The sequence below is a fragment of the Rhizobacter sp. P2_H2 genome (assembly GCF_056403375.1).
In genome coordinates this window covers 1-13141 of sequence record NZ_JBFUFP010000083.1, presented here as the reverse complement: position 1 = coordinate 13141, position 13141 = coordinate 1, and the positions used below count along the sequence as shown (strand labels likewise).

Genomic DNA, 13141 nt, shown 5'->3' with positions numbered 1-13141 from the left:
GCATGGGCCAGACCGCCAACCTCGCGGTGAACCCGGCGCTGCTCGCGAAGATGCCGTTCGATCCGCTGAAGGATTTCGCGCCGGTCGCGCTGGTGGCCTCGCTGCCGGTGGTGCTGGTGGTGCGCACCGAATCGCCGCACACGTCGCTGGCGTCGGTGGTCTCGGCCGCGAAGGCCAAGCCCGGCGTGCTGCTGCAGGCGCTGGCTTCGAACGGCACGGTCGGCCACCTTGCGGGCGAGATGTTCGGCCGGCTCGCCGGCGTCAGCTTCACCAACGTGCCGTACAAGGGCGCCGGCCCGGCGCTGACCGACCTGATCGGCGGCCAGACCGACTTCATGTTCGGCACGCCGCAGGCCGTCACCGCGCTGGTGCGCGGCGGCAAGCTGCGGGCGCTGGCCGTCACGTCGGCGCGCCGGCTGCCGGTGATGCCCGAGGTGCCGACCATCGCCGAATCGGGCTGGGCCGGCTTCGAGGCGACCGACTGGAAGGGCCTGGTCGCGCCCGCCGCGACGCCGCGCGACGTGGTGCGCAAGCTCAATGCAGCGGTCAACCGCGCGCTCGGCCGGGCCGACACGCTGGCGGCGCTGCTGGCCGACGGCAGCGCGCCGATGGGCGGCACGCCGGAGCAGTTCGCGCAGTTCCTGAAGGCAGAGCACACGCGCTGGGGCAAGGTCGTCCGCGACGCTGGCATCAAACCAGATTGATGACTTCGGCGCGCATAATCGCCGCCCATGGACCGGCTAAAGCAGATCGAATCGTTCGTATCGGTCGCTGCCAAGGGCAGTTTGACGGCCGCCGCCCATGCCGAGGGCGTCGCGCCGGCGGTCATCGGCCGGCGCATCGATGCGCTGGAAGAGCGGCTGGGCGTCAAGCTGCTGGTGCGCACGACGCGCCGCATCACGCTGACGCACGAGGGCAGCGCCTTCCTCGAAGACTGCCAGCGGCTGCTGGCCGACCTGGCGAATGCCGAATCGAGCGTCAGCGCCGGCGGCATCAAGGCGGCCGGCTACCTGCGCCTGACGGCACCGGCCGGCTTCGGCCGCCGCCACGTCGCGCCGCTGGTGCCGCGCTTCCTCGCGCTGCATCCCGAGGTCAGCGTCTCGCTGAACCTGAGCGACCGGCTGGTCGACATCGTCAACGAGGGCGTCGATTGCGCGGTGCGGGTCGGCGAGCTGCCCGACAGCAGCCTGGTCAGCGTGCGGCTGGCCGACAACCGCCGGCTGTGCGTCGCGACGCCGGACTACCTGAAGCGCGCCGGCACGCCGCGCACGCCGCAGGAGCTGTCGCACCATGAATGCCTGACGCTGAGCAGCGATGCGAGCCAGACGCGCGGCTGGGCCTTCACGATCGACGGCCAAGTGCAGCACCTGCGGCTGAACGGCCGGCTCGATTGCAGCGACGGCCAGGTCCTGCACGACTGGTGCCTGGCCGGGCTCGGCATTGCGTGGCGCTCGACCTGGGAGGTCGAGGGCGAGGTCGCGAGCGGCGCGCTGGTCAGCATGCTCGACGCCTACGCCGCGCCGCCGAACGGCATCTACGCCGTGTTCCCGCAGCGCAAGCACCTGCCGCTGCGGGTGCGGCTGTGGATCGATTTCCTGAAGCGGACCTACGGCGATGCCCGCTATTGGCAGGACACCGCAGGCCCGGCCTGACTCACTTCGCCGCCGAGGCGGCGGCGGCCGGGGCCGACGCGTCCTTCGTGCACTTCTTGACGAAGCTGTTCTTCGCCGCGCCCTTCAGCTTCTTGTCGGCGGCCTGCGTTTCGCACGCAGCGCCCGCGCCGCTGGCCTTGGCCTCGCGCTCGCATTTCTTCATGAAGCTGTTCTTGGCCGCGCCGGCCAGCTTCTTGTCGGTCGCCTTCGACTCGCAGGTTGCCGCATCGGCCGCGAACGCCACGTTGGACAGCGCGATCAGGCCCAGGGCCACCAGGGTGCTCAGTTTCTTCATGGGATTCCTCCGGGGTGCGGCGAACGGTGTGTCGCCGGCCCGGATTGAAGCACCGAGCCCGAATGTGATCAAGCGTGAGCTTGAGTCAACATGAATCTCTCTATGTCGCTTTATGTCACCGATACCGGTGTCACATGATGCGCCGCGGGTGGGCGAGCGCCTCGTGCGCCGCATGCAGCCGGCGCACCAGCACGCGGATGAACGCCTCGTCGAACAGGTGGCGGCAGCCCGGGCTGACCTGGGCCAGCGCCCACCGAGGTGCCGGCGCCGAGCTGCGCGACCTTCGTGCCTTCGCGGAAGACCTCGACCTCGCCCTGCGCAATGATGTGGAAGTTGCGCGTTTCCTCGCCGCGCCGGTACAGCGCATGGCCGAAGGTGTAGCGCTGCCACTTGGCGCGGTGCACCACCTCCCACAGCTCGACATCGCCGAAGTTGGAGAAGAAGTCGAGCGTGCGCAGCAGGTTGAAGCGCTCCGAATCGAGCACGCCCTGCAACTGGCCGCGCGGCACCTGGTGGTTGACGATCAGCCCGGACAGCGCCTGCGCGAACTCGTCCCAGCTCGCATAGCGGTCGTCGGCACGCTTGGCCAGCGCCCGCAGGATCACGGCATCGACGCCCTCGCCGACGCCCGAGCGCAGCTGGCTCGGCGGCATCGGCATCGCGTTGTAGACCTGGTTCATCATCGCCGACTGCGACGGCGCGTCGAAGGGCGGGCGCCCGGCGATCAGGTGGTACAGCACCGCGCCGAGCGAATACATGTCGGCCCGGCTGTCGAGCGAGGCGCCGTCGAGCTGCTCCGGCGCCATGTAGGCCAGCGAGCCGACGCGGTAGACCTGCGTTGTCTCGGCCGACATGTTCAGCACGCTGCCGAAGTCGGTCACCTTCACGTCGGTGATGCTGCCGTTGGTGATCACCGCCAGGATGTTGGCCGGCTTCACGTCGCGGTGCACCAGGCCCTGGCGGAACACGTAGCCGAGCGCCATCGCGCACTTGAAGCCGATTTCGACGATCAGCTCCAGCGGCAGCAGCTGGTCGGCCCGGCAATACTGGCGCAGCGTGTGGCCCGACACGTACTCCATCACCAGGTAGGACTCGTTCGGGTCGGCCACCGCGTCGAAGATCTGCACCACGTTCGGGTGCTGCAGCCGGCCGACCAGGGCGGCCTCGGCCGCGAAGAAGCGCTCGAAGAAACGGCCGTCGGTCGGATCGTTGACCGCACCCAGGCGCACCCGCTTGATCGCGACGTCGCGCTGGTGGAACTCGTCACGCGCGAGGAACACCTCGCTGGTGGCGCCCTCGCCGAGCCGGCGCAGCACCGGGTATTTGCCGACCTGGGCCGGCAACGGCAAGCCGGAGACGGTGGCGGGTTCGGACGTGGCGAGCGGAAGACTCATGGGTGATGCGTTGTCGGCACGGTAATGCCGAAGGGCCCGAGGACCGAGAGTGGCATCTTGGCACCGCCGCCACACCTCAGTGTGCCAAATTGAACACCAAAGTGGGTGTAAATCCGAACTTGCGGGATGGGTCGCCCCCCGCCGGGTTTCCCCGAGGACACCGGCGAGGCCCACTTAGAATCGCCGCCATGATCCAAGCCAAACAGGAACTGCTGCAGGCGCTGGCCGCGGCGGTTGCCGATGTCCACCCCGGCAGCAGCGTGCCGATCGCCTTCGAATTGCCCAAGCAGGCCTCGCACGGCGACTTCGCGGTGACGCTCGCGATGCAGCTGGCCAAGCCGCTGAAGAAGAACCCCCGCGAACTGGCCCAGGCCCTGGTCGACGCACTGAACCGGYAGCCCGCGGTGCAGCGCCACGTCGAGGCGCTCGAGATCGCCGGCCCCGGCTTCATCAACCTGCGGCTCAAGGCCGCTGCCAAGCAGTCGGTGATCGGCGAGATCCTGGCGGCCGGCCCGGCCTTCGGCAACCAGCCGCCGGTCGACCGGCGCGTGATGGTGGAGTTCGTCTCGGCCAACCCGACCGGCCCGCTGCACGTCGGGCACGGCCGCCAGGCCGCGCTGGGCGACGCGATCTGCAGCCTGCTCGCCACGCAGGGCTGGCAGGTCACGCGCGAGTTCTATTACAACGACGCCGGCGTGCAGATCGCGACGCTGGCGAGCACCACGCAGGCTCGCATCAAGGGCCTGAAGCCCGGCGACGCGGGTTGGCCCGAGCCGGCCTACAACGGTGAGTACATCGCCGACATCGCGGCCGATTTCCTCGCGAAGAAGACCGTCAGGTCGGACGACCGCGAGTTCACCGCGTCGGGCGACCCCGACGACCTCGACAGCATCCGCCAGTTCGCGGTGGCCTACCTGCGGCACGAACAAGACCTGGACCTGCAGGCCTTCGGCGTGCGCTTCGACAACTACTTCCTCGAATCCAGCCTGTACAGCAGCGGGCGCGTGGAACAGACCGTCTCCAAGCTGAAGGCGGCCGGCAAGACCTTCGAGGAAGGCGGCGCACTGTGGCTGCGCAGCACCGACTACGGTGACGACAAGGACCGCGTGATGCGCAAGTCCGACGGCACCTACACCTACTTCGTGCCCGACGTGGCGTACCACATCAACAAGTGGGAGCGCGGTTTCACCAAGGTGGTCAACATCCAGGGCACCGACCACCACGGCACCATCGCGCGCGTGCGTGCCGGGCTGCAGGGCGTGGGCGAGAACATCCCCGCCGGCTACCCCGACTACGTGCTGAACAAGATGGTCACCGTGATGCGCGGCGGCGAGGAGGTGAAGATCTCCAAGCGCGCCGGCGGCTACGTGACGCTGCGCGACCTGATCGACTGGACCAGCCGCGACGCGGTGCGCTTCTTCATGATCAGCCGCAAGGCCGACACCGAGTTCACCTTCGACGTCGACCTGGCCCTGAAGCAGAACGACGAGAACCCGGTGTTCTACGTGCAGTACGCCCATGCGCGCATCAGCAAGGTGCTGCGCGACTGGGTGGCCGAGCACGGCGGCGACCTCGAGGCACTGAAAGGTGCCGACCTGTCGCTGCTGGCCGCGCCGACCGAGGCGGCCCTGCTGCTGAAGCTGGCCGAGTACCCCGACATGCTGACCCACGCGGCCGCCGACCTGGCGCCGCACGACGTCACCTTCTACCTGCGCGACGTCGCCAGCGCCTTCCACAGCTATTACGCGGCCGAGCGCTTCCTGCTGGCCGACAACGCCAACCTGACGCGCGCCCGCCTCGCGCTGCTGGCCGCCACTGCCCAGGTGCTGCGCAATGCGCTGCAGGTGCTGGGCGTGGCCGCCCCCGACCGGATGTGATGGAGAACGCATGAAAAGCCAACGTGGCGGTTTTGTAATGGGCCTGATCATCGGCCTGCTGATCGGCCTGGCGCTCGCGCTGGGCGTCGCGCTGTACATCGCGAAGGTGCCGGTGCCCTTCATCAACAAGGTGCCGCAGCGCACCGCCGAGCAGGACGCGGCCGAAACCGAGAAAAACAAGAACTGGGACCCGAACGGCTCGCTGTCGGGCAAGACGCCGGTGCGGCAGGGCAGCCAGGCCGCCAGCGGCGTCGTCGGTGCACCCGTGCCGGCGTTCCCGCCGTCCGTCCCCTCGGGCACGCCGCCGGTCGGGGCGGCCCCGGCCGCCAGCAGCCCGCGCCGTGACCCGGCCGCCATCCTCGAGGGCCGCAGCCCGGCGACGGCGGCGGCCACCGCGCCGGCCAGCCCGCCCGCACCGGTGATCACGTCCACCAAACCCGGCTCCGATGCGTTGAGCTACTTCGTCCAGGCAGGCGCTTTCGGGCGCGTCGAGGATGCCGAGCAGCAACGGGCCAAGCTGGCGATGATGGGCCTGCAGGCCAAGATCACCGAGCGCGAGCAGTCCGGGCGCACGATGTTCCGGGTGCGCCTCGGCCCGTACGACAAGAAGGAAGACGCCGACCTGGCGAAGGAAAAGCTGGATGGCGTGGGGGTGGAATCGGCGCTGGTCCGCGTGCAGAAGTAAGCCGGGATCGAAAGAGCAGCCCTGAACTTTTCCATCCGACACCGACTCCACCGCTCGTCGTTGATCCCTACCACTTTGGAACTGAACATGAACCGTCGCGATTTCTCGGCACAGCTGGTCGGAGCCAGCCTGGGCGGTGCCGGCCTGGGCACCATCGGCCTCACCGCCAGCACCGGCGCCCTCGCGCAAGGCGCCCCGGTCGAGGGCACCAACTACATCAAGTTCGCGCAGCCGGTGTCGCCTGCCACGCCGGGCAAGATCGAGGTGGTGGAGTTCTTCTGGTACGGCTGCCCGCACTGCAACGCCTTCGAGCCGGCGCTCGACGCCTGGCAGAAGAAGCTGCCGGCCGACGTGGTGTTCCGCCGCGTGCCGGTCGCGTTCCGCGACGAGCCGTTCGTCGCGCACCAGAAGATCTTCTATGCGCTCGAGACGCTGGGCAAGGTCGATGCGATGCACCGCAAGGTCTTCTACGCGATCCACAGCGAGCACGCCCGCCTGGACAAGCCCGACGAGATCGCCGCCTTCATGGCCAAGAACGGCGTCGACAGCGCCAAGTTCCTGGAGGCCTACAACTCGTTCTCGACGCAGACCAAGACCAAGCAGGCCGCCAAGCTGGCCGAGGCCTACAAGCTCGATGGCGTGCCGGCGCTGGGCATCAACGGCCGCTACTTCACCTCGGGGTCGCTGGCCGGCACCAACGAGCGCATGCTGCAGGTCACCGACTTCCTGATCCAGAAATCCCGCACCGGCGCTTGATGACCCCAAGTCGGTGCAACGCCGACTTCATCTGGTAACCCCGACGGCATGAAACTGTGGCTAGAATGGCCTGCAAGTTTCATGCCGCAATGACCCCACTTACCTACACCTCCCTTTTCTCCCGGCGTCGGCTGGCGCTTGTCGCCGCCGCCTGTGCGCTTGCCACGGCGTTGCCGGCCCAGGCCGAACGGGCCGACCGGCTGAAGAAGATGGAGGTCGAATCCGACCAGCCGGGCAAGGTCGACCTGATCAACCAGCTGGTCGTGTTCAACGGCAACGTCGTCGTCAGCAAGGGGACGATGCTGATCAAGGCGGGGCGCATCGAGGTTCGCGAGGGGCCGGACGGTTACCAGTCCGCCATCGCCGTCGGCACGCCGACCCAGCCGGCCAGCTTCCGGCAGAAACGCGAAGGCGTGAATGAATTCGTCGAAGGCGAGGCCGAGCGCCTCGAGTACGACAGCAAGCTCGACACCATCCGCTTCGTCAACAAGGCCTCGGTGCGCCGGCTGCGCGGCACCGCGGTGGCCGACGAAGTGACCGGCGCGCTGATCACCTACGACGGCACGGCCGAGCTCTTCACCGTCGCCGGCGGCAGCGCCGCGGTGACCCCGAGCAACCCGACCGGCCGCGTGCGCTACGTGTTCACGCCGAAGGAAGGCACGCCGGCCGCCGCTGAAGCGGCCTCGCAGGCAGCCTCGGGAGCACGCCGTTGAGCGCCGTCCCCGCCAGCACCGCCGCGGCCGACACCAGCCGGCTGGAGGCCATCGGCCTGCAGAAGACCTATGGCGCGCGCAAGGTGGTCAAGGACGTGCGCCTGTCGGTGCGCAGCGGCGAGGTCGTCGGGCTGCTCGGCCCGAACGGCGCCGGCAAGACCACCAGCTTCTACATGATCGTCGGCCTGGTGCGCGCCGATGACGGCCAGATCCTGATCGACGGCCAGCGCGTCGAGCGCCTGCCGATCCACCAGCGTTCGCGCCTGGGCCTGAGCTACCTGCCGCAGGAAGCCTCGATCTTCCGCAAGCTGACCGTCGAGGAGAACATCCGCGCCGTGCTCGAGCTGCAGCGCGGCCCCGACGGCAAGGAGCTGCCGAAGGCCACCGTCGACAAGCTGCTCGGCGACCTGCTGAACGACCTGAGCATCGAGAAGCTGCGCGACAGCCCGGCACCGGCGCTGTCGGGCGGCGAGCGCCGCCGCGTCGAGATCGCCCGGGCACTGGCCACGCAGCCGCGCTTCATCCTGCTGGACGAGCCGTTCGCCGGCGTCGACCCGATCGCGGTGATCGAGATCCAGCGCATCATCGGGTTCCTGAAGAGCCGTGGCATCGGGGTGCTGATCACCGACCACAACGTGCGCGAGACGCTGGGCATCTGCGACCGCGCGTACATCATCAGCGAGGGGCGTGTGCTCACCGAGGGCACGCCGGCCGAGATCGTCGACAACGCCGATGTGCGAAAGGTCTACCTCGGCGAACACTTCCGCATGTGAGGGCTGACACATGAAGCCCTCCCTTCAGGTCCGCCTGTCGCAGCATCTGGCCTTGACGCCGCAGTTGCAGCAGTCCATCCGGCTGCTGCAGCTCTCCACGCTCGAACTCCACCAGGAAGTCGAGCAGATGCTGGAGCAGAACCCCTTCCTCGAGGCCGAGCTGGAGGAGGCGGCCCCGTCCGAGCCCCTGACCGAACGGCTGACGACCTCGGAGCGCAATGCCGAGCGCGAGGCCGACAGCAGCACCGCGAGCGAGTCGTCCGCCGAGACCGCGCCCGATGAGTCCGCCGGCGTCGACAGCGCCGAGTTCGGCGCGACCGAGCGCGAGGACTGGGAGAACGGCACCGAGCGCGACGATTTCGACGGCATCCGCGAGACGCCCAGCGCGGCCGGCAGCGGCAGCAACCCCGACGACGACTTCGACGGCCAGGACCGCAACCCGCAGGCCCCCAGCCTGCAGGATCACCTGCGCGAGCAGCTGCTCGGCATGCGCGTCAGTGCCGAAGATGCGATCGCGATCACCGTGCTGATCGAATCGCTCGACGACGACGGCTACCTGGCCGACCCGCTCGAGGAGATCGCCGCCGAGCTGGCAGGCGACCCCGAGCAGCAGGAGGAGATCCTCGAGCGCCTGCAGTGCGCGCTGAAGTGGCTGCAGAACATGGAGCCGCTCGGCGTCGGCGCCCGCAACCTCGGCGAATGCCTGACGCTGCAGCTGCGCGCGCAGGAGCGCTGCGAGGCGCAGATGATCGCGATCATCATCTGCAAGCAGCACCTGGACCTGCTGGCCCGGCGCGACATGAAGAAGCTGATGGCCGCGACCGGCGCCGACGAGGAGCTGATCAAGGAAGCGCAGACGCTGATCGTCGCGCTGGAGCCGAAGCCGGGCCGCCCGTTCGCGCGTGCCGAGGCCAACATCATCGTGCCCGACGTGATCGTGCAGAAGTCCGGCCGCAACTGGAAGGTCGTGCTGAACCCCGACGTGATGCCCAAGCTGCGCATCAACGACCTCTACGCGCAGGCGATCCGCCAGGGCCGCGGCTCGGGCGGGGCCGGCGGCAGCGCGCTGAGCTCGCGGCTGCAGGAGGCGCGCTGGTTCATGAAGAACATCCAGCAGCGCTTCGACACCATCCAGCGCGTCTCGCAGGCGATCGTCGAGCGGCAGAAGAGCTTCTTCACGCACGGCGAGATCGCGATGAAGCCGCTGGTGCTGCGCGAGATCGCCGACGAGCTCGGCCTGCACGAATCGACCATCTCGCGCGTGACGACGGCCAAGTACATGGCCACGATGTTCGGCACCTTCGAGCTGAAGTACTTCTTCGGCTCGTCGCTGAACACCGAGGCCGGCGGCAATGCGTCGAGCACCGCGGTGCGCGCGCTGATCAAGCAGCTGGTCAGCGCCGAGGACGCGGCCAAGCCGCTGTCGGACAGCCAGCTCAGCCACATGCTGGAGGAGCAGGGCATCCAGGTCGCGCGCCGCACCGTCGCGAAGTACCGCGAAGCGCTGAAGATCGCGCCCGCGAACCTCCGCAAATCCCTCTGAACTGAATCCCGATGTGCGCCCTCCCCCTGTTCCTGCCCTGTGCCGCGGGCGTTGAAGCGCTCCTCGAAGAAGAGGTGCTGCGCATCCTGCCGACCGCGCAGGTGCACGCCGGCCGCGGCGGYGTCGCGCTCGACGGCGACCCGCAGGACGTGATGACGCTGAACCTCGAATGCCGGCTCGCGCAGCGCGTGCTGGCCGAGGTGGCCGAGGGGCCGTACCGCGACGAGCACGACCTGTACGAGCTCGCGCGCGGCGTCGACTGGCAGCAGTGGATCACGCCCGAACACACGCTGCGCGTCGACACCACCGCGCACCGCAGCCCGCTGCGCAGCCTGAACTTCGCCGCGCTGCGCATCAAGGATGCGGTGTGCGACCAGTTGCGCGAAGCCACCGGCACGCGCCCGAGCGTCGACACCCGCCACCCCGACCTGCCGCTGCTGCTGCACGTCGCCGAGGAGCGGGCCTCGCTGTATGTCGACACCTCGGGCGAGCCGCTGTTCAAGCGCGGCTGGCGCGAGGACAAGGGCGACGCGCCGCTGAAGGAGACGCTGGCCGCCGCGATGCTGGCCGCCGCCGGCTGGCGCGGCACGCCCGAGGCCGGCGGCGCGCTGCACGACCCGTGCTGCGGCTCCGGCACGATCGCGATCGAGGCCGCGCAGATCGCCTGCGGCATCGCGCCCGGGCTGAAGCGCCGCTTCGCGTTCGAGCGGCTGTTGCCGTTCGCCGATGCCGAGATGCGCGCGCAATGGCAGCGCCTGAAGAGCCATGCGCAGTCGCGCATCCACGCGAGCGCGGTGACGATCCACGCGAGCGACGTGTCGTTCCGGATGGTCGATTTCGCGCGCCGCAATGCGCAGCGCGCCGGCGTCGAGCAGGCGATCCAGTTCAACGGCGGCGATGCGCTGGAGCGCCCGGCGCCCACGTTGCCGGCCACGCTGCCCGGCACGCTGATGATCAACCCGCCATACGGCGAGCGCATCGAGGTCGCGGGCAAGGCGCGCGCGCCGGCGCACGATGAAGACGACAACAAGGCCCTGGTCGCCGACTTCTTCCCGCGCCTGTCGGCGCACTGGAAGCGCGCCTACACCCAGCACCCCGCCGGCTGGACCGCCTGGGTGCTGAGCCCGGACATGAAGCTGCCGGGCTCGATGCGGCTGAAGGAGTCGAAGCGCGTGCCGATGTGGAACGGGCCGATCGAGTGCCGCTTGTTCCGCTTCGACCTGGTGGCCGGTTCGGCGCGCTGACCCATGACAACCCCTCGCCCGGCGGGTACGCCGGTCGATCCCCCGAGGGGATGCGGGCCGGCTTGGGGCGGCCCGGCGCTCGGCCCGCCCCCGTCAGCGTCGCAGCAAGCTCCCGATCAGGCTGCCGATATCGCCCATCCCGCCGGCCGCACCGCTGGCCGGCAACTCCCCGTTCGGCGTCAGGTGGTCGACCACCTGCGGCAGCACCTGCGACAACTGATCGGCCGCCTCGCCGTGCGACAGCCCGAGCTGCTCGGCGATCTGCGCCAGCTGGCCTGAACCGAGCACGCTCTGCAGCTGCTCGGCCGAGATCGGCAGGTTCTGCCCGGTCGACACCCACGAGCCGATCACCGAGCCGAGCCCGCCCTGCTCGAAGCGGGCGATCAGGTCGTTGAGACCGCCACCCGAGCCGTTCGCGTTCAACATCGACACCACGGCGGTGATCAGCGCGGCGTGGTTGCCGCCGCCCTGGCCCGTCGGGTCGTTCTGGCCGGCCACCATGCCGATCACGGAATCCAGCAGTCCCATGAGGTGCTCCTTGGAGTGGGGAGACCGATTGTGGGCGCCGCCCGTGTCGACCACAAGACCGCTCGGGGCTCAGGCGCCCGACGACAGCCCGAGGTACGCGAGCACCGCGAGCGGTGCCGTGTCGGCCCGCAGCACGCGCGGGCCGAGGCTGGCCGGCGCGAAGCCGCTGGCCGCGGCCGCCGCCTCTTCGGCCTCGCTGAGCCCGCCTTCGGGGCCGCTGAGGAAGGTCAGCGCACCACCGGCCTCGGCCTGCAGCGGCTCGGGCGTGCGCAGGCTCAGCACGAAGCGGCGGCCGGCGGCCGGCGGCTGGCCGCGCAGCCAGTCGGCGAGGCTGCGCACCGGCGCGATCAGCGGTACGCGGGTGCGCCCGCACTGCTCGGCGGCCGCGGCCGCGACGCCCTGCCAATGCGCCTGCTTCCTGTCGGCGCGCTCGCCGCTCAGGCGCAGCACCGAGCGCTCGGTCATCAGCGGCTGGATCACTGCGACGCCGAGCTCGGTCGCCTTCTCGACCAGCGCATCCATGCGCTCGTTGGCCGGCATGCCGAGCGCGAGCGTCACATGGATCGGCAGCTCGCGGTCGACCGGGATGTGCGCATTCAGGCGCACGGCCACGTCGCCGCGGCCCATCCGGACGACCTCGGCCTGCCACTCGCCGCCCTCGCCGTTGAACAGCGTCAGCGGATCGCCGGGCTGCAGGCGCAGCACCTGCACGTGGCGCGCGGCACCGGGAGGAAGGCTCAGTTCGACGCCGGCCAGCATCGGCTCGGCCACATGGAAACGGGGAGGCATGACCGAAGTGTGCCAGCCCTTCCGGTCAGCCCGTTCGCCTCAGCCGTCCTGCTCGTCGAGACCGCGCCAGCGCCGGCGCCATGCACGCCAGCGCGTCTTCAGCCGCCGCGCGCCGCGCCACGCGGCCGAGCGGCGCAGCGCCTCCATCACGCGCAGCTTGGTCGCGCGCCACCACGTCAGCGCCCGCGCGAACCACGCGAAATGCATCAGCTGCGACTCGGTCAGGATGAACAGGCGCCCGACGATCGCGGTGCCGAGCAGCTTGGCGACGACGATCACCGTGATGCCGAGCAGCGCATGGCCGCGGCTGAGGATCCACAACGCGAGCAGCTTGATCGGGAACAGCGCGACCGCCGGCGCCAGGAACAGCAGCAGCGCAATGCGCGGCGGCGCGGCGCGCACCAGCGCCTCGAAGCGCGCCAGCGGCGGCCACTTCGCGAGCCGCGCGACGAAGGCCGTCAGCGGCCGCCAGCCCCACTCCTCGATGAACAGCACGAGCGCCGCCAGCACCAGCAGCAGCGCGCGCAACAGCCGCCAGGGCAGCCGCAGCAGCCTGCGCCACAGCGGGCGCGCCGGGGGCGCGGGGGTTGGGGCCAGCTCAGCCGCCGTACAGAGCGCGACGCGCCTTGTGCGCCGCGGGCTCGCCCTTGCGCGAGCGGATCTGCTCGATCGTGCGGTCGGCCACGTCGCGCAGTTCCTCGATGGTGCTGGCCTTCTCGACCGCGAGCGTCAGCGTGAAGCCGCGCAGGCCGAGTTCGCTGGAGATCATCTGCGTCAGCGTGGACGTGAACTTCGCGTAGTCGAGCTCGCCCGGGTCGACCGGCGTGCCGACACCGCCGGAGGCGGCAGCGGGCGCACTGGCCGGCGCCGCAGCCGGCGGGGTGTTCAGGCG

At 69.9% G+C, this 13141-nt stretch carries 14 protein-coding genes and 1 pseudogene; 9 read left to right on the top strand and 6 right to left on the bottom strand.

Annotated features, from left to right (window positions below; all coding sequences use genetic code 11):
• Together AC1D15_RS07875 and AC1D15_RS07870 are read left to right on the top strand one after the other, a co-directional pair.
• A partial coding sequence (locus tag AC1D15_RS07875) for a tripartite tricarboxylate transporter substrate-binding protein (RefSeq protein WP_477825547.1) occupies window positions 1-704 on the top strand: 704 nt, incomplete at its 5' end.
• 27 nt (window positions 705-731) lie between these two features.
• Complete coding sequence (locus tag AC1D15_RS07870; protein WP_477825546.1) at window positions 732-1652, top strand: LysR family transcriptional regulator; 921 nt, start codon at window positions 732-734, stop codon at window positions 1650-1652.
• 1 nt (window position 1653) lies between these two features.
• Here AC1D15_RS07870 and AC1D15_RS07865 read toward each other — a convergent pair whose 3' ends face one another.
• Together AC1D15_RS07865 and AC1D15_RS07860 are read right to left on the bottom strand one after the other, a co-directional pair.
• On the bottom strand, window positions 1654-1947 hold the full coding sequence (locus AC1D15_RS07865) for a hypothetical protein (protein ID WP_047501349.1): 294 nt from the start codon (window positions 1945-1947) through the stop codon (window positions 1654-1656).
• 110 nt (window positions 1948-2057) lie between these two features.
• The gene (locus AC1D15_RS07860; RefSeq protein WP_477825545.1) at window positions 2058-3341 is read right to left on the bottom strand and encodes a serine/threonine-protein kinase; all 1284 of its coding nucleotides are present in this window, start codon (window positions 3339-3341) and stop codon (window positions 2058-2060) included.
• A gap of 188 nt (window positions 3342-3529) precedes the next feature.
• On the opposite strand from AC1D15_RS07860, the gene argS reads away from it, so the two are divergent.
• From argS to AC1D15_RS07825, 7 genes are all read left to right on the top strand, one after another.
• Complete coding sequence (argS, locus tag AC1D15_RS07855; RefSeq protein WP_477825544.1) at window positions 3530-5218, top strand: arginine--tRNA ligase; 1689 nt, start codon at window positions 3530-3532, stop codon at window positions 5216-5218.
• Between the two features lie 10 nt (window positions 5219-5228).
• Complete coding sequence (locus tag AC1D15_RS07850) at window positions 5229-5903, top strand: SPOR domain-containing protein (protein WP_047501345.1); 675 nt, start codon at window positions 5229-5231, stop codon at window positions 5901-5903.
• An 87-nt stretch (window positions 5904-5990) separates the two neighbouring features.
• A complete protein-coding gene (locus tag AC1D15_RS07845; protein WP_465111328.1) occupies window positions 5991-6659 on the top strand; it encodes a thiol:disulfide interchange protein DsbA/DsbL in 669 nt (222 codons plus the stop codon).
• Between the two features lie 89 nt (window positions 6660-6748).
• Window positions 6749-7372, top strand: coding sequence for a lipopolysaccharide transport periplasmic protein LptA (gene lptA, locus AC1D15_RS07840; protein WP_465111327.1), 624 nt, complete (start codon window positions 6749-6751; stop codon window positions 7370-7372).
• Entirely contained in the window at window positions 7369-8145 is a 777-nt protein-coding gene (gene lptB, locus AC1D15_RS07835) for an LPS export ABC transporter ATP-binding protein (RefSeq protein WP_047501341.1), read from the top strand. The genes lptA and lptB overlap by 4 nt, the downstream gene beginning before the upstream one ends.
• 10 nt (window positions 8146-8155) lie before the next feature.
• Window positions 8156-9688: an RNA polymerase factor sigma-54 gene (locus AC1D15_RS07830; protein WP_047501338.1), complete on the top strand. Its 1533-nt coding sequence runs from the start codon at window positions 8156-8158 to the stop codon at window positions 9686-9688.
• A gap of 11 nt (window positions 9689-9699) precedes the next feature.
• Entirely contained in the window at window positions 9700-10932 is a 1233-nt protein-coding gene (locus AC1D15_RS07825; protein ID WP_477825543.1) for a THUMP domain-containing class I SAM-dependent RNA methyltransferase, read from the top strand.
• 93 nt (window positions 10933-11025) lie between these two features.
• On the opposite strand, the gene AC1D15_RS07820 is transcribed toward AC1D15_RS07825, so the two are convergent.
• From AC1D15_RS07820 to AC1D15_RS07805, 4 genes and pseudogenes are all read right to left on the bottom strand, one after another.
• Entirely contained in the window at window positions 11026-11460 is a 435-nt protein-coding gene (locus AC1D15_RS07820) for a YidB family protein (protein ID WP_477825542.1), read from the bottom strand.
• Window positions 11461-11529: 69 nt separating this feature from the next.
• Window positions 11530-12249, bottom strand: a complete 720-nt coding sequence (locus tag AC1D15_RS07815) for a 16S rRNA (uracil(1498)-N(3))-methyltransferase (RefSeq protein ID WP_477825541.1) — start codon at window positions 12247-12249, stop codon at window positions 11530-11532.
• Window positions 12250-12288: 39 nt separating this feature from the next.
• Complete coding sequence (locus AC1D15_RS07810) at window positions 12289-12777, bottom strand: hypothetical protein (protein WP_477825540.1); 489 nt, start codon at window positions 12775-12777, stop codon at window positions 12289-12291.
• 70 nt (window positions 12778-12847) lie between these two features.
• A pseudogene (locus tag AC1D15_RS07805) lies at window positions 12848-13141 on the bottom strand (hypothetical protein); the annotation flags it as partial.